General features: G+C 67.9%; 9 protein-coding genes. 8 read left to right on the top strand and 1 reads right to left on the bottom strand.

The window, feature by feature from the left end:
* Positions 1-654: 654 nt before the first annotated feature.
* The 8 genes from BIWAKO_RS35560 to BIWAKO_RS26310 all read left to right on the top strand — a co-directional run bounded on the left by BIWAKO_RS35560 (position 655) and on the right by BIWAKO_RS26310 (position 16,959).
* Positions 655-9,078, top strand: a complete 8,424-nt coding sequence (locus BIWAKO_RS35560) for an autotransporter-associated beta strand repeat-containing protein (protein ID WP_141740240.1) — start codon at positions 655-657, stop codon at positions 9,076-9,078.
* Between the two features lie 219 nt (positions 9,079-9,297).
* On the top strand, positions 9,298-10,332 hold the full coding sequence (locus tag BIWAKO_RS26340; RefSeq protein ID WP_069881168.1) for a substrate-binding domain-containing protein: 1,035 nt from the start codon (positions 9,298-9,300) through the stop codon (positions 10,330-10,332).
* A 2-nt stretch (positions 10,333-10,334) separates the two neighbouring features.
* A complete protein-coding gene (locus BIWAKO_RS26335; RefSeq protein WP_069881167.1) occupies positions 10,335-11,834 on the top strand; it encodes a sugar ABC transporter ATP-binding protein in 1,500 nt (499 codons plus the stop codon).
* Positions 11,831-12,775, top strand: coding sequence for an ABC transporter permease (locus BIWAKO_RS26330; protein ID WP_069881166.1), 945 nt, complete (start codon positions 11,831-11,833; stop codon positions 12,773-12,775). The genes BIWAKO_RS26335 and BIWAKO_RS26330 overlap by 4 nt, the downstream gene beginning before the upstream one ends.
* Positions 12,772-13,725, top strand: a complete 954-nt coding sequence (locus tag BIWAKO_RS26325) for an ABC transporter permease (RefSeq protein WP_069881165.1) — start codon at positions 12,772-12,774, stop codon at positions 13,723-13,725. Before BIWAKO_RS26330 ends, BIWAKO_RS26325 begins: the two co-directional genes overlap by 4 nt.
* A 2-nt stretch (positions 13,726-13,727) precedes the next feature.
* Entirely contained in the window at positions 13,728-14,768 is a 1,041-nt protein-coding gene (locus tag BIWAKO_RS26320; protein ID WP_069881164.1) for a LacI family DNA-binding transcriptional regulator, read from the top strand.
* Entirely contained in the window at positions 14,765-15,814 is a 1,050-nt protein-coding gene (locus tag BIWAKO_RS26315) for a sugar phosphate isomerase/epimerase family protein (RefSeq protein WP_069881163.1), read from the top strand. Before BIWAKO_RS26320 ends, BIWAKO_RS26315 begins: the two co-directional genes overlap by 4 nt.
* Positions 15,811-16,959 (top strand): Gfo/Idh/MocA family protein, encoded by a 1,149-nt coding sequence (locus BIWAKO_RS26310; RefSeq protein ID WP_244523554.1) that lies wholly within the window; start codon positions 15,811-15,813, stop codon positions 16,957-16,959. Before BIWAKO_RS26315 ends, BIWAKO_RS26310 begins: the two co-directional genes overlap by 4 nt.
* 131 nt (positions 16,960-17,090) lie before the next feature.
* Here the strand turns inward: BIWAKO_RS26310 and BIWAKO_RS26305 are convergent, their stop codons facing one another.
* Positions 17,091-20,546 (bottom strand): autotransporter outer membrane beta-barrel domain-containing protein, encoded by a 3,456-nt coding sequence (locus tag BIWAKO_RS26305; protein WP_069881162.1) that lies wholly within the window; start codon positions 20,544-20,546, stop codon positions 17,091-17,093.
* Positions 20,547-20,754: the final 208 nt, after the last annotated feature.

Genomic DNA, 20,754 nt, shown 5'->3' with positions numbered 1-20,754 from the left:
ATGACGTGGGAGGCGTGATGGCCCCGGTGCTCTACCTCGGGCGCATGCGCTCCGTGGGCGTTGCGTACCTCCCGGAGTCCGAACATCCGAGTGCGTCCGGCAGCCCTGGTTCCGCCCGTCGCCGGGCTCACCGGAATTTGGCTCCGGAAGGCCGCGATCGGCTACGGAGCGCACATTTTGCCGGCATAACGCGGTAAATTACCTCAAATACTAACGACCGTTCACATCGCGCGGCCGTGCCCGTCTGGCCCCGTCCGGACGTTCTGCTAAGACCGGACTGTCGTAGCGGCAGGATTCTGCTTCGTGCTCGCTGGGGTGATGATCACGGAGGTTCCGCTGGAGTGGCGGAGCACGGGCGATGGGCCCGGGAGGGAGCGCTGCTTGCCTGGCTTACCGACGATACTCACCCGGGCGGTGGTTTCGACCATTCGCGACGGATGCCGGCAAGCGGCATGCTCGGTGTGATCGTGGAAGCCGCTCCTGTGATGTCCGGGCAATTTGACGGCCGCCTGTCGCCAGGCGCCTCTGCGACCATCGCGTTTCCCAACAAAAGCTGGACGACGAAGGGGCAGCGCTGCGGGGCAGCGCTTGCTGCTGATCTGATGTGAGTTTTGGCCAACGGCGCCCTGACATGCGCTGATTCAGAAGACGGGGATGAACCTCTCGCAACAGGGGTTGCATCGGGGGCTGGGGCGCTTCGCGCCGGGGGATTTGGGTTTGGCTATGGGCGCGAAGATCGAGATGAAGCGGCCGGCGGCAACGCCGAGCAGCGGCTACGGCCTGCCTCAGGTCGGAGCGGCGGCGAGCCCGAAGCGCACCCCGCATGGCAGGTTGCGCCGTCAGGCGCTGTTTCTCACCTGCACGGCGCTGGTCGCGGCGCCCCTATCTGCCTGGGCGGTCACCTTCAATGCCAATGATGCGGCTTCGCTGCAGGCGGCGATCGCCGCCGTCAACAGCGGCGCTGCCGATACGATCAACATCACCGGAAACATCACGCTGACGAGCGAATTGCCGCCGATCACGGCGGCCGTGACGATCAACGGCAACGGCAACACGGTCAGCGGCAACAACCAGTACCGCGTCCTCTTCGTCGCCGCGCCGAGCGGCGCCGCGGTCAACATCTCGAACGTGACGCTCGCCGACGGCTACGCCAAGGGTGGCAATGGCGGTGGCGGCGGCGGCGGCGGCATGGGCGCCGGCGGTGCGATCTTCGCAATGTCGGGCGCAAACACGCTGACCGATGTCGGATTTTCCGGCAATCGCGCGCAGGGCGGCAACGGTGGCACCGGAGCCACGGGCGGCGGTGGCGGCCTTGGTGGCAACGGCAGCGGCCCAGGCGGGTTCATATCCGGCGGTGGCGGCGGCATTGGCGTCGGCGCCACGGGCGGAACCAACTCCACAGGGGGTGGTGCCGGCATCCTGCCGGGGGCGGGGGGCGGTTCGGCCAGCAGCACCGGTGGCGGTGCGAACGGTGGCGGTGGTGGCGGCAGCAGTGCCGGCAGCGGTGGCGGTGGCGGCGGCGTCGGCGGCGGTAACTCCGGTGGTTCGGCCGGCGGCAGCGGCGGATTTGGCGGCGGTGGCGGCGGTTCTGGCAGCAACGCAGCAGGCAATGGCGGGTTCGGCGGCGGCGGCGGCGGCGGCTACCAGGGCACCATGACCGGCGGCTGGGGCGGTTTCGGCGGCGGCGGCGGAGCAGCAATCAATGGTCCCGGCGGGAGCGTTTACGGAGGGGGAGGCGGCGGGTCCTCGGGGTTGGGCGGCGGCGGCGGCGGCATGGGCGCCGGCGGGGCGGTGTTCGTCTGTTCAGCGACGATCAATGCCAGCTGCGGCGCGACGCTGACGATTTCGAACAACGCCAACAAGACCATCGATGGTACGGTGGTAGCGGGCATCAGCCAGGGCAGTGGCGGCGCGGGTACGGCACAGGGTGGGTCGCTCTTCCTGACCAATGGTACGGTTGGAAACATCAGCGTCGCCAGCGGTACGACGACAACGATCTCGGGCTCGATCGTCGGCACCGGCGATGGCGGCATCGCACTCTCGGGCGGCGGCACCCTGGCGCTGACCAGTACGACGAACAGCTTCAACGGAATCTCGGTCAGCGGCACGGGCTCGACGCTCAGCGTGGCGGCCCCGGGCAGCGTGACAGGCACGATCGCGCTCGCTGACCGCACCCGGCTGCATTTCGCCGGAGGTGGCAACTACGGCAACGCCGCGACGGTGGCCGGCGTCACGACGCTGGATACGGGCGGCGTCGGCAATACCGTGACCTATTCCGGACAGATCTCCAATGGCAGCGGGGCCGGCGCCATCGAGGTCATCGGCGGAGGCACGCTGGCGCTGACCAATATCGCCAACAGCTATTCCAACGGCACCACGGTCAAGGGCAATACCACCCTGAGCCTCAATGACGACCGTGTGCTCGGTGCTTCCACTGGCGGCCTGACGCTCGGCGACGCCACGAGCTTTGGCCGGGTGGCGTCGACCGCAGGCTTTTCCTCAGCACGCGCCATCGTGCTCGGCCAGGGCGGCGGCGAATTCGCGCCGGGGCTCGGCGCCACTGTGACCTTGAGCGGAACGGTCAGCGGAACGGGTGGGGTCCTGAGAGTGGCGGGGCCGGGCCGATTGGTGCTGACGGCCAGCAACAGCTATGACGGTGGGACGGAGGTTACGGGCGGCACGCTCGCCATCAGCCACAACAACGCGCTGGGTTCGGGCACGCTTACGCTCGCGGATCAGTCGACATTGCTTCTGAACAGCGGCGGCATGAATGTCGCGAATGCGATGAAGCTGCGCGGCACCGCAAACTTTGCAATCGCGTCGGGCTCCCAGAGCACCTATTCCGGTGTGATCTCGGATGACTCCGGCCCGGCCGGCCTCTCCGTGAGCGGCTCCGGGAAGCTGATCCTGACCGGTGCGAACAGCTATAGCGGCGGAACGACGATCTCCGCGGCCACCACGTTACAACTCGGCAATGGCGCCACCAACGGCACGATCGTCGGCCCTGTGGTCAACAACGGAACCCTGGCGTTCGAAACCCTCGGCAGCGTCGGCTTTGGCGGCACGGTCACCGGCACGGGCGCTCTGACCAAGTTGGGCAGCGGCACGCTGACGCTCACGGGTGCCGTCGGCAGCACCGGTGCGACAAATATCAATGGCGGCACGCTCGCGATCGGTGCAGGCGGCAGCCTCGCCAGCACGGGCACGGTTTGGCTCAACGCGTCAACCGCCGTCCTCGACCTCAACGGCCATGCGCTGACGATCGGTGGGCTCGGCGGTTCGTTCGGTGAGGTCAAGCTCGGCAATAGCGGCGTGCTGACCCTTGGCGGCTCGGGCAACAACTATCTCGGCATCATCTCGGGTGCCGGCTCGGTGATCAAGAGCGGAGGCTCTACGCAGGTCCTGGCCGGCGAAAACACCTATACCGGCGGCACAACGATCAGTTCCGGTGCGCTGCAGATCGGCATGGGCGGAACCACGGGTTCCATCATCGGCAACGTCGTCAATAACGGTCTTATCGCCTTCAACCGCTCGGATGATTACACCTTCGCTGGCAATATTTCCGGCACGGGCGGCATGATTAAATCGTCCACCGGCGTATTGACGCTGACCGGCGTGCATACCTTTACCGGCGAGACCAATGTCAGCGCAGGGACACTGCAGATCGGCGATGGCGTCACCGATGGCTCTTTCGCCGGCAGTATCTTCAATATCGCCCATGTCATCTTCAACACGGGCGGCAGCAGCAGCTATGCCGGCAGCATCTATGACACGAGCGGCCCAGCAGGCACCTTGACCAAGACCGGCGCCGGCACCCTGACGCTGACCGGCGCGAACACCTATCGCGGCGGCACCACGGTGAGCGCTGGCACGCTGGCGCTGGGCGGCCACGGCCGGCTGCTGGGTGATGGCGCGGTTACGGTGGTCGCGGGTGCGACCTTCGACGTCGGCGGCTATGCGCAAGGCGTAGGTGCGCTCTCGGGCGCCGGCACGGTCCAGCTCGGTTCGGGCGGCGCACTGACGGTCGGCAACGCCGATGCCTCCTCGACCTTCGCCGGTAGCATCATCGGCGGCGGTTCGCTGACCAAGGCGGGGACGGGCACCTTTACGCTGACCGGAGCCAACAGCTTCACCGGTGGCACGACGATCAGCGGTGGCACATTGCAGATCGGCGACGGCGCCGGCACCGGCTCGCTCGTCGGCAATGTCGTCAACAACGCCACGCTCGCCTTCAACCGCACCGGCAGCCTGACCTTGGCGGGCGATATCTTGGGCACGGGCGCGCTGACCAAGAGTGGGACTGGCACGTTGACCCTGGCCGGCGCGGCCAGCCATACCGGCGGCACCACAATCAGCGCCGGCGCCCTGCAGATCGGCGACGGCGGCACGATCGGCGCGATTTCCGGCAACATTCTCAACAACGGCGCGCTGAGTTTCAAGCGCTCCAACGAGCTGAGCTATGCCGGCGTGATCAGCGGCAGCGGCTCGCTGACCCAGGCCGGCGGCGGCACCCTGACGCTGACGGCTGCGAACACCTATTCCGGCGGCACCACCATCAGCGCCGGCATCTTGCGGATCGGCAATGACGGCACGAACGATGGTTCGGTCGGGGGCGCTGTTTTCAACGACGGCACGTTCGAATTCGACAACCTGAACGCTGCCAGCATCGCCGGCGTGATCTCCGGCAATGGCGCGCTCCGCAAGCTTGGCAGCAACACGCTGACGCTGACCGGCGCCAGCACCTATTACGGCCCGACCTCCATCGCCGCCGGCACCTTGCGGCTCGGCGGCAACAACCGGTTGAACGCGAGCGGCGATGTCTCGGTCTCCTCGGGAGCGTCCTTCGACCTTGGCGGCTTCTCGCAAGCCATCGGCGCACTCAGCGGTGCAGGCGAGGTCAAGCTCGGGTCGGGCGGGGCGCTCAGCACGGGCAGGGCCACCGATGCGATCTTTGCCGGCGTCATCAGCGGCGCGGGCTCGCTGACCAAGACGGGCACGGGCCGCCTGACCTTGGCGGGCGACAACACTTTTACCGGCAGCACGACGATCGCCGCCGGCACGCTGCAGATCGGCGATGCCGGAACGGCTGGCGCCCTTGCGACTGATGTCAGCAATAGCGGCGTCCTCGCCTTCAACCGCACGGACGAACACATCTTCGACAAGGTGATTTCAGACGGCGTCGGCGCAGGCTCGGTCGAACAGAACGGCACCGGCCGGACAATCTTCACCGGCGCAAACACGTATACGGGCGGCACCACGGTCAATGCCGGCGCATTGCAGATCGGCAATGGCGGCGCGGCGGGCTCGATCGCGGGCTCGGTCACGGTTGCGTCCGGCGCCGAATTCGCGGTCAAGCGCTCCGATATCTATGCGCTGCCCAACGCCGTCAGCGGCGCAGGCAGCTTCGCCCAACGCGGCACCGGCACGACGGTCCTCGGCGATGGAATGACCTATAGCGGCGGCACCGTGATCGAGGCCGGTACGCTCAAGGTCGGCAGCGGCGGCGCACAGGGCTCGCTCGGCAGCGGCGCCATCGCCAATGCCGGCGCCCTCGTCATCGACAAGAACAACGCGGTCATGATCGCCGGCGCGATCAGCGGCACCGGCAGTTTCGAAACGACCGGCGGTACCGGCGGTTCGGGCGTCACCAAACTCTCGGGCGCCAGCACCTATACGGGCGCGACCACGGTCAGCGGCGGTACGCTGGAGGTGTCGGGCTCGCTCGGCAATACCGCGGTCACGGTGCAGAGTGGTGCGACCCTGGCGGGCGCGGGCTCGATCACAGGCGCGGTCACGGTTGCCAGCGGCGCACGCCTGGCGCCGGGCGCCAATCCCGGCACCCTGGCCACGGGCACGCTCACCGTCGGCGCGCTGGTATTGTCCTCCGGTTCGCAGCTCGACTTCGATCTCGGCCTGCCCAATCTTCCGGCTGGGAGCGGCAGCGACCGCGTCGACGTGACCGGCAATCTCACGCTCGCAGGCACTCTCAATGTCGCGAATGCCGGCGGCTTCGGCGGCGGCATCTATCGCCTGTTCAACTATGGCGGCACGCTGACCAATAACGGCGTGGTGCTGGGCACCCTGCCGGGCGGCGTTTCGGCCGGCGATCTCTCGGTGCAGACCTCCGTCTCGAGCCAGGTCAACCTGGTCAACAGCAACGGCCTCACCCTGAAATTCTGGGACGGCGGCGCGGCGGGCAACGCCAATAACGGCGCGATCGATGGCGGCGCCGGAATCTGGAGCGCGACCAGCGGCAACTGGACCAACCAGGACGGCAGCATCAACGCCCCGGCGGCGCCGGCCCCGGGATTCATGGTCTTCCAGGGTACGGCCGGCATCGTCACGGTCGATACCAGCCTCGGTGCGGTCTCGGCGACCGGCATGCAGTTCGACGCGAACGGGTACAGGATCGAGGGGGGCGCGCTTGCCCTCAGCGGCACGCAGGCGATCATCCGTGTCGGCGACGGCACCACGGGCGGCGCCTCTTATGTCGCAACCATCGCATCGAACCTGACCGGTGCGAGCGAACTGGTGAAGACCGATTTCGGCACGCTCGTCCTCTCCGGCACCAATAGCTACACCGGCGGCACGCTGCTGAATGCCGGCACGCTCTCGGTCTCCGCCGACGGCAATCTCGGCCAGGCGGCTGGTGGCCTCGCCTTCAATGGCGGCGTGCTGCGTGTCACCGGCACGAGCTTCACCTCGACCAGTCGGACGGTGAGCTGGGGCAGCAATGGCGGCGGCTTCGACATCGCGGATGCCGCCAACAGCTTCACCCTGAGCCAGGCGCTCAGCGGCACCGGCGGGCTTGCCAAGCTCGGCGCGGGCACGCTCGTCCTGACCGGAACGAACAGCCATACCGGCGGCACGACGATCTCGGCCGGCACCTTGCAGGTCGGCGCCGGCAGCACGACGGGCGAGATCACGGGTGCTGTCGTCAACAACGGCAGGCTCGCCTTCAACCGCTCAGATAGCGTGACCTTCGCAGGCGCCATATCCGGCTCGGGCGCCCTGACCCAGATGGGGTCGGGCACACTGACCTTGACGGGCGCCAACAGCTATACGGGCGGTACGGCGATCAGCGCCGGCACCTTGCAGATCGGCGATGGCGGCACGACAGGCGCGATCAGCGGCAATGTCGCCAATAGCGGCACGCTGGCCTTCAAGAGGTCCGACCTGGTCGCCTTTTCCGGCCAGATTTCGGGAACGGGTGCGCTGAAGCAGCTCGGAACCGGCACGCTCAACCTGACCGGCGTCAACACCTATTCCGGCGGCACGACGATCACGGCCGGCACGCTGCGCGGCAGCGCGACCAGCTTCGGCAGCGGCGCGATCCTGAACAACGCCGCGCTGGTGATCGACCAGAACAGCGACGCCCAGTTCGCCAACGCCATCAACGGCAATGGCCGCTTCACCAAGACGGGTACGGGCTCGCTCAACCTGACCGGCACCAGCACGCTGTCGGGCCCCACCACGATCGCAGCCGGGCGGCTGGCCGTGAACGGCTCGCTCGCCAATTCGGCCGTGACCGTCGAAAGCGGGGCGACGCTCGGCGGCAATGGCACGATCGGCCGGCTGAACGTGCTCAGCGGAGGTATCGTCGCCCCGGGCAACTCGATCGGTACCCTGACCGTCAACGGCAACGTGCTCTTCGCACCCGGCTCGATCTATCAGGTCGAGGTCAATGGCGCCGGCCAGTCGGACCAGATCATCTCGACCGGCACCATCACGGTCTCCGGCGCCACGCTGGCGATCGCGGCCATCTCGGGTTCGATGCCGCCATCCGCGCGCTTCAAGCTCTTCGATGCCGCTGGCGGTGTGTCCGGGCAGTTCAACTCGGTGACGAGCAATTTCGCCTTCCTGACCACGGGCCTGAGCTACGACGCCTCGCAGACCTACCTGACGATCGCGCGCAACGATGCCTCCTTCGGCAGCGTCGGCCAGACCCGCAACCAGACGAGCCTGGGTGCGGCGGGCGAGCGGCTCGGCACCGGCAATCCTGTCTATGATGCCATCGTCAAGCTCGATGCACCCTCGGCGCGCCAGGCGTTCGACGCCCTGTCGGGCGAGGTGCACGCCTCGGCGCAAAGCATCCTGGTCGAGGACAGCACTGTGGTGCGCACAACGGCGATCGATCGCCTGAGGTCGGCCTTCGGGACCGTTGCGGCGGCGCAGCAGCCGGTGATGACCTACGGCTTCACGGCCGATATGGCAGCGCCTGTCACCGGGCCGATGCCGCGGCTTGTCCCCAATGACCGGTTCGCGGTCTGGGGGCAGGGCTTTGGTTCCTGGGGCCGCAACGAAGCCCAGGGTGGCGTCTCCAAACTGTCCCGATCCAGCGGCGGCTTCCTGCTCGGCGCCGATGCGGCGGTCTTCGACAACTGGCGCGTCGGTCTCTACAGCGGCTACAGCCGTTCGACTTTCGAGGCGAAGGGCCGGATTTCCTCCGGCAACAGCGACAATTACCATCTCGGCCTCTATGGCGGCGGCCAATGGGGCGCGCTCGGGCTGCGCGCCGGCGCCGCCTATAGCTGGCACGACCTCACGGTCGACCGGACCGTCTCCTTCACCGGCTTCTCCGACCGGCTGAGGGGTGATTACAACGCTGCGACCGCACAGGTCTTCGGCGAGCTGGGGTACCGCATCGATGCCGGGCGCGTCGCGCTCGAGCCCTTTGCCGGTCTTGCCTATGTCAACCTGCAGACCGATGGCTTCAGCGAGCGGGGTGGGACGGCGGCTCTCGCCAGCCGCAGCTCCGACATGAGCACCGCTTTCTCGACGCTGGGCATGCGGGCATCGACGACCGTGACCGTGAACGGCATGGCGCTGGAATTGCGCGGGGCGCTTGCCTGGCGGCATGCCTTCGGCGACGTCATGCCGGCTTCGCTCCTGTCCTTCGCCGGCGGCACGCCTTTCAGCATCACCGGCATCCCGATCGCGAAGAATGCAGCCGTGCTCGACGCAGGCCTCGACCTCGCCGTGGCGCCCAATGCGAGGCTCAGCCTGTCCTATGGCGGCCAGTACAGCGCCCATGCGATCGAGCAGACCGTCAAGGGCAGCCTCGCCGTCAAATTCTGACCGGACGAATCCTGCCAGGCCTCCAGCAAGGGGCGCCCTCGGGCGCCCCTTGCTGCGTTGCACTCCGCGCTGATCGCCCAGCCTTGCCGCCGCGCGGCGCCCCTCTGATCCCAGGACGCCATGAGGGAGAGCGGACCAGCCATTTGGCGTATTGACGCTCGATGCAATCGATTACATCCTGCCGATAGTCCCGATTAATACGGGACAAGGGAGGAAACGATGAGCAAGAGCATCACAACCCGCAGGGGACTACTGACGGCTGCCGCAGTGCTCGCGATGAGCGGCGCGGCAAGTGCCCAACAATCCTACAAGATCGGGCTGTCGAACGGGTGGGTCGGCAGCGAATGGCGCACGCAGATGATCGAGGAGGCCCAGGCCGCGGCCGCCGCCTGGAAGGCGAAGGGCGTCAATGTCGAGGTCGTGGTCCAGAGCTCGACCGTGGACGTGCAGGGTCAGATCGGCCATGTCCGCAATTTCGTGAACCAGGGCGTCAACGCCATCATCATCAACCCGAACAGCCCGACGGCCTTCGACCCGGTCTTCGCCCAGGCCAAGGCGCGCAACATCCTCGTCGTGTCCACCGATGCCGAGGTCTCGTCCAAGGACGCGATCTATGTCGGCATCGACCAGAAGGACTGGGCGGTGAAATCGGCGGAGTGGCTCGCCAAGGCGCTCGGCGGCAAGGGCAATATCGTCACCATCAACGGCATCGCCGGCCACCCCGCCAACGAGATGCGGGTCGCGGGCTATCGCGAAGTCTTCGCCAAGCATCCCGACATCAAGGTGCTGAACCAGGCCAATGCCGACTGGGACCAGGCCAAGGGCCAGCAGGCAATGCAGAACCTGCTCGCGACCTATCCGGCGCTTAACGGCGTCTGGGTGCAGGACGGCATGGCGGACGGCGCCTGGCGTGCGATCGATGCCGCCGGCAAGAAGGACCAGACCGCCGCGACCGGCGAGATCCGCAAGGATTTCCTGACGCGCTGGTCCGAGCAGAAGCTGAACTCGGGCGCTTCCGTCAATCCGCCGGGCGTCATGGCCTCGGCGCTCAACGTCGCGGTGCTGCGCCTGATGGGCAAGGAGTTCAAGGATGGGGTGTTCAAGGGGCAGTATGGCAACGCCATCTACATCCCGATCCCGTTCGTCGACAATGCCAGCCTGCCGGCGGCCCTGAAGCAGGCTGAGGGCAAGCCGGGCTACTGGTCTGTCACTGCGGTCGTGACGCCTGACGAGGCCCAGCAGTACTTCAAATAGCCATGGCGCTTCTCGAGGCCCGGGGCGTCGGCAAGCGCTTTGGCGCCGTCGTTGCCCTCTCAGACGGGCGGCTCAGGGTCGAGGCGGGCGAGATCCACGCTCTTCTCGGCGCCAATGGCTGCGGCAAGAGCACCTTGTGCAAGACCGTGGCAGGCGCCGTTGCGCCTGACGCGGGAACCATTGCGATCGATGCCGAGCCGCGGCGTTTTCGCGGTCCGCGCGATGCCGAACGGGCCGGCATCGCCCTGTTCTACCAGGAGCTCAGCCTCATTCCGCAGCTCAGCGTCGAGGCCAATCTCGGCCTCGGCCATGAGCCGCGCACGCGGCTGGGCTTCATCGACCGTCGCAGCCTGCGGGCGAGGGCCGGCAAGCTCATCGCGCTCTTCGACGGCGTCGCGGGGCCGGAGCTGACCCCGGATGCGCTCGTTGTCGACCTGACGCCGGATCTGCGCCAGATCGTCGAAATCCTGAAGGTGCTTGCCCGCGAGCCCCGCCTCCTGATCCTGGACGAGGCGACGGCGGCCCTCGACGGGCGCCAGGCCGAGCGGCTCTTCGAGATCCTGCGCCGGCGCAAGGGCGAGGGCGTCTCGACCCTGATGATCTCGCACCGTCTCGACGAGGTCTTTGCGGTTGCCGACAGGATCACGGTGATGCGCGGCGGGGCAACGGTCGCCGAGCTCGCAACGGCAAAGACCGATCGCGACACCGTCGTGCGGCACATGGTCGGCGAGACGAAGCTTCGCCCCGCTGCCGGACGGCGCCCGCCTGCGGCACAGGCGGAGGCAGGGCTGGTCGTGGCCCATGTTTCGAACCCACGCCTGCGCGATGTCTCACTCAGGGTGGCGCAGGGCGAGATCGTCGGTCTCGGCGGACTGCAGGGGCAGGGGCAGTCGGCCTTCCTGCAAGGGCTTTTCGGCGTCCTGCCGTTTTCCTCCGGAGCGGTCACGCTCGCGGGCGAGGCCTTCATGCCGGCCCGACCGGCCGATGCGATCCGGCGCGGCCTGGCCTATGTCTCCGGCGACCGTGGGCGCGACGCCGCCCTGGGTGGCCGCTCGATCTTCGAGAACCTGATCGCTGCCGTGCTCGTCCGCGAGAAGCGGGCGCTCGTCCGGCGGGGCACGCTCGTGCCGCGCGCGGCGCAGCATGCCGACAGCCTCAGGACGAAATATGCGAGCCTCTCCGCAGCGATCGGCACGCTGTCCGGCGGGAACCAGCAGAAGGTCTTCATCGCCCGCTGGCTCGCGACCGGGCCGCGCGTCATCCTGCTCGACGATCCGACCAAGGGCATCGATCTTTCCGCCAAGGCCGATCTGCTGGCCATTATGCGTCAGCTCGCCGAGGCGGGCGCGAGCATCCTGATCTATTCCTCCGAGGATGCCGAATTGCTGGAATGGTGCGATCGCGTCGCCGTGTTCAACGCCGGGCGGATCGTGGCCGAGCTTGCGGAGGACACGCTGGATCCCTTCCACCTGACGCGCGCCTCCTATGGGGAGGTGGCATGAGCACGGCCCTGATCCGCAGCCGGCCCTGGATGCTGACGCTCGCCGCGCTGATCGTGCTCGTCCTGGTCAACACGGCGTTCCAGCCCTCCTTCGTCCAGCCGGCGGTGCTGCAATCGAATCTCACGACCTTCCTGCCGCTGGCGCTTGTGGCGATCGGCCAGACCTATGTCGTGCTCAGCGGCGATATCGATCTCTCGGTCGGCGCCATTGCCGCGCTCGTGAATGTGGTGACGGTCAGCGTCATCGCCGCGATCGGAGGCGAGGGGATGGCCGCCATCCTGGTCGGCATGCTGGCGGGGCTGGCGACCGCGCTGTTCTGCGGGCTCGTCAACGGCCTGCTCGTCGCGCTGCTCCGGCTCCAGGCGATCGTCACCACCTTCGCGACCGGTATCGTCTTTGCGGGCGCGGCACTCTTCGTGCTGCCGCAGGCGGGCCTGCCGGTGCCGGAGCGGTTCTGGCGCAGCTATGGCGCGACGCTGCTCGGGCTGCCGGTCGTGCTCTGGATCCTGCTGGCTGGCCTCGCCTTTGCGCTCGTCTTCGCCCGCCGGCCCTTCGCCGCGCATCTGCTGGCCGTCGGCGGCAGTCGTGTCGGCGCCTTCCAGACCGGCCTCAGGCTGGAGCGCATCCGCATCGGCGCCTTTGCCCTGTCGGCCCTGTTTGCCGGTTTCGCGGCGCTGTGCCTGACCGGGGAGACGGCGAGCGGCGATCCGCTGCTCGGACAGAGCCTCGCGCTCTCGTCGATTTCGGCCGTCGTGCTTGGCGGCACGGCGCTCTCCGGCGGCTCGGGCAGCCCGGTCGGTTCGGTGCTGGGCGCACTGGTGCTGGGTATGATCGGCAATGTCATCTTCTTCGCCGGCCTGCCCTTCGCCTGGCAGACCCTGGTCCAGGGCGTCATCGTTCTCGCGGCGCTGGCCGGCGGTGTGCTGGTGACGCGGCGATGACGGCGCGGGCCCTTCTCACCAATCCGCTGGCGCTCGCCGCAGGCGCGATCGCGCTGCTGCTCGCCATCGGCGAAGCGCTGTCCCCGGGCTTTGCCCAGGGCGACCAGATCGTCCGCCTGACGACGGTGGCCGCGATCCTCGGCATCGTCGCCGCCGGCCAGAACCTCGTCATTCTCGGCGGGCGCGAAGGCATCGATCTCTCTGTCGGGCCGATGGTCTCGCTCGGCGCGGTCATTGCCGGCAATGTCATGGCCGGACAGGACGCCGCCATCCTGCCGGCGGTGCTGGCCGCCTGCGCCGTGACCTTCGCCATCGGGCTGGTCAACGGGCTCGGCGTCACCCTGGTCCGGATACCGCCGCTCGTCATGACGCTCGGCATGACTGCGATCATCCAGGGCGGCCTCGTCGTCTATTCGCAGGGCGTGCCCTCCGGCAATGCTGCACCAGCCCTGATGGCCTTCGTCAATCGCCCGTTGCTGTTCGGGCTGCCCGGCATCCTCCTGGTCTGGGCCGTCATCGCGCTGGCGCTCGGCTTCGTCCTGCGCTGCACGGCCTTCGGGCTTGGCGTCTACGCGATCGGCGCCAATGAGCGCGCTGCCATGCTCGTCGGGCTGCCTGTCGCGCGCATCCGCTGCCTGCTCTACGGCTTCTCCGGCCTGTTCGCCGGCCTCGCAGGGGTCTGTGTCATCGGTTACACCGGCAGCTCCTTCATCAGCGTCGGCGACCAATACGTCCTGTCCTCGATCATCGCGGTGGTCATCGGCGGCACGTCGCTCGCAGGCGGTGCCGGCGGCTATCTCGGCACAGTCCTGGGCGCGCTGGCGCTTGTGCTGCTGCAGAGCGTGCTGACGACCTTGCAGCTTGAAACCTATGGCCGTCAGATGATCTTCGGGCTGACGCTGCTGGTGCTGATGCTGCTTTACGGCCGTCAGGCCAGGCTGCGGGTCTGATCATGAGCGTGCCCACCATCGCCACGGTCGCAGAACTCGCCGGCGTCTCGACGGCGACCGTCTCGCGGGCATTGCAGCGCCCCGACAAGGTGCAGCCGGAGACGCGCAAGCGCGTGCTCGAGGCCGTGGCGGCGACAGGTTTCGTGCCGAACTCCCAGGCGCGCAATCTTCGGAGCCGCGCGACCCGAACGGTCATCCTGCTGGTGCGCGACATCTCGAACCCGTTCTATCTCGAGATCTACAAGGGCGTCGAAGAGGCGGCCATGCGAGCCGGCTACAAGGTGCTGATGGGCGATGCGCGCGATGACGACGAGCGCATCGCCCACTATGTCGACATGGTGCGCGCGCGACATGCCGACGGGCTGATCCTGATGGTCGGTCGCTTCCCGGACGCCCTGCAGACGGAGCTGTCGCGGCTGCCGCCGATCGTGATCGCGCTCGAGACCTTCCCCGAACTCGCGCTCCCGACCGTCTCGATCGACAACATCGCGGCCGCCCGGCAAGCCGTCGAACACCTGCTCGGGCTCGGCCACCGCCGCATCGCCCATATCACCGGGCCGCTGCCGGAGCGGCTCGCGGTCGACCGGCTGGCGGGCTATCGCAGCGCTCTCGCCGCAGCCGGTATCGCTGCCGATGAGGCGCTGATCGTCGAGGGTGATTTCAGCCTGGATGCCGGCCGCCGAGCCGTGCGCCGTCTCCATGAGACCGGGACCGGTTTCACGGCGCTGTTTGCGGCCAGCGACCAGATGGCATTCGGTGCGATCAGCGAATTGCGCGCCTGCGGGTTTTCTGTCCCCGCCGATGTCTCGGTCGTCGGCTTCGACGATATCGTGCTCGCCGACGCCTTCATGCCGCCGCTGACCACCATCCACCAGCCGCGTTTCGATATCGGCCGGCAGGCGATGGCGCGCATGATCGGTCTCCTTGGCGAGGAGCCGACGGCGGCCAATCTGGTGATGGAGACACGCCTCGTCGTGCGCGGTTCCACCGCTCCTGCGCGTCAGCACCCGAACTCCTCCGAGAATGAAGGAATGAGACGATGAAAGGTCCAGCCCTGTTCCTTGCCCAGTTCGTCGGCAAGGCGGCGCCCTTCGACAGTCTCGACGGCCTCGCCGGCTGGGCTGCCGGACATGGCTATGTCGGCGTCCAGATCCCGACCAACGATCCCGCGCTGTTCGATCTGGCGCAGGCGGCGCAGTCGAAATCCTATTGCGAGGACATCGCTGCCCGGCTCGATCGCCATGGCCTTCGGGTTACCGAGCTATCGACCCATCTCCAGGGCCAGCTGGTCGCGGTGCACCCGGCCTATGATCTGCTCTTCGACGGCTTTGCGCCGGCCGCCCTGCGCGGCAAGCCGGCCGAGCGGCAGGTCTGGGCCGTGGAGCAGCTGAAACTTGCCGCCCGGGCCTCGCGGAATCTCGGTCTCGCCACGCATGCCACCTTCTCCGGTGCATTGGCCTGGCCCTATGTCTATCCATGGCCGCAGCGGCCGCAGGGCCTCATCGAGGAAGCCTTTTCGGAGCTGGGCCGGCGCTGGACGCCGATCCTCGACGCCTTCGACGAGGCCGGCGTCGATCTCGCCTATGAGATCCATCCCGGCGAAGATCTCCATGATGGCATCAGCTTCGAGCGTTTTCTTGAATCGGTTGGTGAGCATCGACGCGCCACCATCCTCTACGATCCCTCGCATTTTCTGCTGCAGGCGCTCGACTATCTCGCCTTCATCGACATCTACCACGAGCGCATCCGGGCCTTTCACGTCAAGGACGCCGAGCTGAATCCGACCGGCCGTTCCGGCGTCTATGGCGGCTATCAGGGCTGGGTCGAGCGGCCCGGCCGTTTCCGCTCGCCGGGCGACGGGCATGTCGATTTCGCCGGCATCTTCTCGAGGCTGGCCCAGTACGATTATCAGGGCTGGGCGGTCGTCGAGTGGGAATGCGCCCTGAAGCACCCCGAACAGGGAGCAGCCGAAGGTGCAGCGTTCGTCCGCAGTCATATGATCCGTCGGGCCGAACGCCCCTTCGACGATTTCGCTGCGAGCGGCGCCGACAGCGCGACCAACGCCAGGCTCCTGGGGCTTACACGATGAATGCGCGAATCCGGCTCGGCATGGTGGGCGGCGGCGAGGGCGCATTCATCGGTGCGGTGCACCGCATGGCGGCGCGTCTCGACGGCGAATACGAGCTTCTCGCCGGGGCGCTCTCCGCCACGCCCGAAAAGGCCCAGCGCTCGGGTCTTGCGCTCGGTCTCGACCCGGCGCGGGTCTATGCCGATTTCGAGGCGATGGCGGGGGCCGAAGCGCGGCGTCGCGACGGCATCGAAGCCGTGGCCATCGTCACACCGAACCACATGCACGCTCCCGCCGCGCTCGCCTTCCTGAAGCGCGGCATCCATGTGATCTGCGACAAGCCGCTGGCGACGAGCCTCAAGCAGGCGCAAAGCCTGAAGGCGGCGACGGACCGCGCCGGCGTGGTCTTCGCGGTGACCTATAACTATTCCGGCTATGCCATGGTTCGCCACGCCCGGGCGATGGTCGCAGCCGGCGAGATCGGCCGCATCCGGGTCGTCCAGGTCGAGTACCCGCAGGAGTGGTTGACGGAGGCGCTCGAACAGACCGGCCAGAAACAGGCGGAATGGCGCACCGATCCGGCACGCTCCGGCGCCGGCGGGTCGATCGGCGATATCGGCACCCACGCCTTTCATCTGGCGGGCTTCGTCTCGGGGCTCGCGGTGAGCGAGATCTCGGCCGAACTCACCAGTTTCGTGGCCGGCAGGCGCCTCGACGACAATGTCCAGGTCATGCTGCGCTATGAGAACGGTGCGCGCGGCAGCCTCTGGGCGAGCCAGGTCGCGCCGGGCAATGAGAACGGCCTGCGCCTGCGCATCTATGGCGACAAGGGCGGGCTCGAATGGGCACAGGAACAGCCCGATCAGCTGAAATGGTCCCCCTTCGGCGAGGTGCAGCGCATCGTCACGCGCGGCTCAGGCGGCGCCAATGCGGCAGCGCAACGTGTCACCCGCGTCCCCGCCGGGCACCCCGAAGGCTATCTCGAAGCCTTCGCCACGATCTACCGGGAGGCCGCCGCAGCCATCCGGGCGCGTCAGGCCGGACAACCCGTCCCCAATGACTGCGCGTTCCCGACGCTTGAAGACGGGCTCCAGGGCATGGCCTTCATCGAGGCCGCGGTCGCCTCATCGAAGGCAAACGCGCGATGGACGAAACTGAAGGGCTGAAGGAGCTGCCACCCTGCGAGCCGCGTGCGGCTGGATCAGGGGGAGATTTAAAGCTCCCCCTGGCGCAGTCAGTGCGTTCGCTTCCATGAGACGCCCTGGCGGGAACAGCTCATTGCTGCAGTGGTTTGCGCTCAGAAGCTCACCCTGATCTGAGCCTGGCCGCCGAGGCGGTTTGTGGAGCCGGAGAGCTCGCCGTCGAGGCGGGCGCCGAGCGTGACGGAGGGGCTGAGCTTGAGGTCGAGCCCGGCGGCGAGCAGCGCGCTGTTGCGGGCGGGCCTTGCGCCTTCGACCGCAAAGCCTGCGCCGGTCAGGCCGGCAATCGAGGCGGAGAGGCCGGCATCGCGCTGGTAGTAATGCGCCCAGCTCGCCCGGAGATAGCCCGCGACCGGCAGCCCGTTGAGGCCGCTGGCATAGTCGAGCTGCAGGCCAAGCTCGCTGCGCGAGGTGATGTCGTTGCGCCGGGCGAGGGTGAGTGCGCCGGCATTGGCGCCGGCCCAGTTCGCTTCGGTCAGGGCCGGGCTGCGCGCCTGGATCGCCTGCAGCGCCGCCAGCGGCGAGAAGGTCAGGCCGTTCCAGGACAGCACCGCGGCGCTCGCCTGCAGCCGGCCGCTCCAGGCGGTGGTGGCATAGGACGAGGACAATGCGCTGCCGAGCACCGGGATCGCGCGCTTGATCTCGTTCTCGAGCCGGCCATAGCCGAAGGCGGCGGCAAGATTGACCGGCCCGAGCCGGGTCGTGCCGTAGAGGCCGGCCTGGAAGACATCGGCCTCGGCCTTGCCGAGCCCGCCGGACAGCGAGGAGCGGGCGCTGCCGCCGGAGACCGCAAAACCCGCGACCGTGCCGGGCATGATCCTGACATCGGCGCCGACGGCGAGATGGGCATCGTCGAGATCGCGCTTGGCCGAGCCGACGCGCGCGCTGCCGTCGGTGCGGCCAACCGAGCCGAAGGCCGCGCCCCAGACGGTGTATGGCGGCGGATCGAGGAAAGCCGGCGCGGTCGGTGCGTCGGCGCCCTTGCGGACGAGGCCGGAGAACGAGGCTTCGCCAGGAGCAGCCCCCGCGCTGCCACGGCCCGCTGCGAAGGGATCGAGCATCGCACGCAGGAACTGGTCGGCGGCAGAGACCGCCATCGCCGGGGCCGCCGTATGCGCCTCGCCCGAAAGCTGGTTCACCGCCCCGGGGATCGCCGCGGCCGGCAGGTTGTAGATGCCGAACAAAGCCGACGGATCGGCCCCGCCCGCGACCGCCCGATCGAGCCCGGCGGCCACCGCATAGGCGTTCAGCGGAGCCGTGACGCCGAGCGTCGTCATCGCTTTGGGCGTCAGTGTCAGGAGCACGTCATTGGCGGTGTAGCTTACCGCGCTGGTGACGCCGTCGCCGAAGGACGAGGTGACATCGGTCGTGCCGAACGTGCCGCTGCGGCCGCCCGCCGCCGAGAGCAGGGTATAGGCGCTGTTGAAGGTATAGGGGCCTCCCAGCGGCACGATCCGCAGCGTACCCGCAAGGGTTGCCGTGCCGGTGACGTTGACCCGGTCGGAGACCGCGCCCTGCACTTCGGCAATGTAGGTCGAGCCCGCACCCAGCGTCAGGTTGCCATTGACCGTGATCGTGCCCGGCGAATTGCCTGGCGCGAGCGTGCCGTAAATCGTGGTGCCGGGGACCTGGCCGGAGCCACCGAGCGTGGCGCCCGCATTGACAGTCAAGCTGGAGGATGAGGCGATAGAGCCGTTCACCACCAGCGTTCCGACAGTCACGGATGTCGGACCTGTATAGGTGCTGGTGCCCGAAATTGCCGTCGTGCCGGCGAAGTTCTGGTTGAGGCTGCCCGCCCCGGAGATCGTCCCGGCAAAGACCGATCCGGTGTTGTCCTCGGTCGTCAGCGTCTGGCCGTTGGCGATGATGACCTGCGCGCCCGAAGCTCCCGAAAGGAAGCCAATCGTCTCGCTCTGCGCGACATCGAGGGTCGCGCCGCTGGCGATCTCGATGCGACCGGCGTCACTGATCGCCCGGCCACCGGTGATGGTCAGGGTGCCGGCGGTGATGAAGGTCGTTCCGGTATAGGTATTGACCCCCGAAAGCGTCAGCGTGCCGTTTCCGGTCTTGACCAGGCTGCCGGCCGATGTCCCGTTCGAAATGACGCCTTGCACCGTCGTCGTCGTGCCGCCCGCCACATCGATGCCGCCCGAACCGGTGACGCTGAATGTCCGCGCCGCCGCCAGCGTGGTCGTAGCGGTGACAGCCAGCACGCCGCCGTTCGAGAGCACCAGGTCGTTGGCTATGTTGCCGAGGTTGCCGGTGGCACTGATCGACAGCCTACCGCCGCTGATGTTGACGTTGCCGATGAAGTCATTGGCGCCGGACAAGGTCAGCGTGCCCGCGCCGGTCTTGTTGAGCGCCGTGCTCACGCCGCCGCTGGTCAGGCCGGTGCCGCCGATCGTGTTGGCGTAGGTCACCGTCCCGCTGGAGACGCCGATATTGGCCGTGACGCCGCTGAGATAGATCGCGGCGCCCGAGGCGCTCCCGGCCAGACCAGGCGATCCGTTGATCGAGCTGGGGCCCTGGCCGACGCCGTTACTGCCACCGGTTCCACCAGTGACGGAGACGCCCGAAATCGTGGAATCGAGGATCGTCAGCGAACCACCGGTGGCGACATAGACTGCGCCACCACGTCCCGCGCCACCATTGCCGCCTGAGCCGCCATCCGAGCCTGGGCCTTGCGACCCGTTGTTGTTGGCGACGCCGTCGCCGCCTGGCCTGCCACCGCCGCCACCGGCATTCCCGCCGCCGCCGGGGTTGTTTGACGTGTAGGACGTGCTGTTGTGGGTACCGGAGCCGCCGCCGCCGCCGCCGCCATCGCCGAAGGATGATCCCGTCGTGCCGGCGGTCCCCTGCGTACCGGTGTTGCCACCGAGGCCGCCTGCGCCGCCGCCACCGGTGGCAGCGCCATTATTGGCCGCACCGCCGGCGCCGCCATTGCCGCCACTGACCGGATCGGATGCAATGTTCTGCGCGACGCCGCCATTGCCGCCGGCGCCGCCAGTCGCCGCGTTGCCGCTGAAGCTGACTTCGGCGATCGTGACATTGGCGCCGCTACCGACCAGCAGGCCGCCGCCGGCACCGAGGCCGCCGCCGCCGCCGCCGCCCGCGCCATAGGACAGGCCGCTGCTGAAGAAGCCGTTCTGGCCGTTTTGTCCCTTGCCGCCGCGCGCGGCGGTGTTGGTGATCGACAGGTTGGAGATGTTGACGGTCGGCGCATTGGCGCCATTGACCTGGATGCCTTGAAAGGCCGCCGCACCATCGATCACCTGGCTGTTACCAGTGATGTTCACCGTGACATTGGCGTTGCTCGCCTGGAGCTGGGCGAGCGAGCTCGTCAGTGTAAAGCCGTTGGTGATGTTGATCGTGGTCGTGGAGCCGGCCCCCGCCGCAGCCACGGCCGCAACGGCCGCGTTCCAGTCGCTCTGGTTCGCGACATCGATCGCCAATGCCGGCGTTGCCGACAGGGCTCCAAGCATGGCGAGCGCCGATACGCTGGCCAACCAGGCCCGCCGCATGCCGGAATATTGGCGCTCGGGTCCCGTAGACATGCCCGAGTTCGTGCTTGCTACAAGCGCCTGGCGCCCAGTCGATGCCCAGAAATTCAAGTTGCGCCCCCCAAAGGCACGGCCCAACGCGATTCGTTCGTTGGCCTCGTCAACTTCGAGCCAAAGAGCAAAAATCGAATGGAGGATAGCCGTCCTGGCGGCGCCGATACCTGCGCGCGATCGGAATATGAGAGTAGATACAATTCGGCAA

This window comes from Bosea sp. BIWAKO-01 (assembly GCF_001748145.1).
In the GTDB taxonomy this organism is placed as follows: domain Bacteria; phylum Pseudomonadota; class Alphaproteobacteria; order Rhizobiales; family Beijerinckiaceae; genus Allobosea.
This window is presented reverse-complemented; position numbering and strand designations above follow the sequence as displayed.

What these genes read in the sequence shown, in the direction of transcription:
- BIWAKO_RS35560 (WP_141740240.1), top strand. Translation starts at nt 655, where the DNA reads ATGAACCTCTCGCAACAGGGGTTGCATCGGGGGCTGGGGCGCTTCGCG.
- BIWAKO_RS26340 (WP_069881168.1), top strand. Translation starts at nt 9,298, where the DNA reads ATGAGCAAGAGCATCACAACCCGCAGGGGACTACTGACGGCTGCCGCA.
- BIWAKO_RS26335 (WP_069881167.1), top strand. Translation starts at nt 10,335, where the DNA reads ATGGCGCTTCTCGAGGCCCGGGGCGTCGGCAAGCGCTTTGGCGCCGTC.
- BIWAKO_RS26330 (WP_069881166.1), top strand. Translation starts at nt 11,831, where the DNA reads ATGAGCACGGCCCTGATCCGCAGCCGGCCCTGGATGCTGACGCTCGCC.
- BIWAKO_RS26325 (WP_069881165.1), top strand. Translation starts at nt 12,772, where the DNA reads ATGACGGCGCGGGCCCTTCTCACCAATCCGCTGGCGCTCGCCGCAGGC.
- BIWAKO_RS26320 (WP_069881164.1), top strand. Translation starts at nt 13,728, where the DNA reads ATGAGCGTGCCCACCATCGCCACGGTCGCAGAACTCGCCGGCGTCTCG.
- BIWAKO_RS26315 (WP_069881163.1), top strand. Translation starts at nt 14,765, where the DNA reads ATGAAAGGTCCAGCCCTGTTCCTTGCCCAGTTCGTCGGCAAGGCGGCG.
- BIWAKO_RS26310 (WP_244523554.1), top strand. Translation starts at nt 15,811, where the DNA reads ATGAATGCGCGAATCCGGCTCGGCATGGTGGGCGGCGGCGAGGGCGCA.
- BIWAKO_RS26305 (WP_069881162.1), bottom strand. Translation starts at nt 20,546, where the DNA reads ATGTCTACGGGACCCGAGCGCCAATATTCCGGCATGCGGCGGGCCTGG.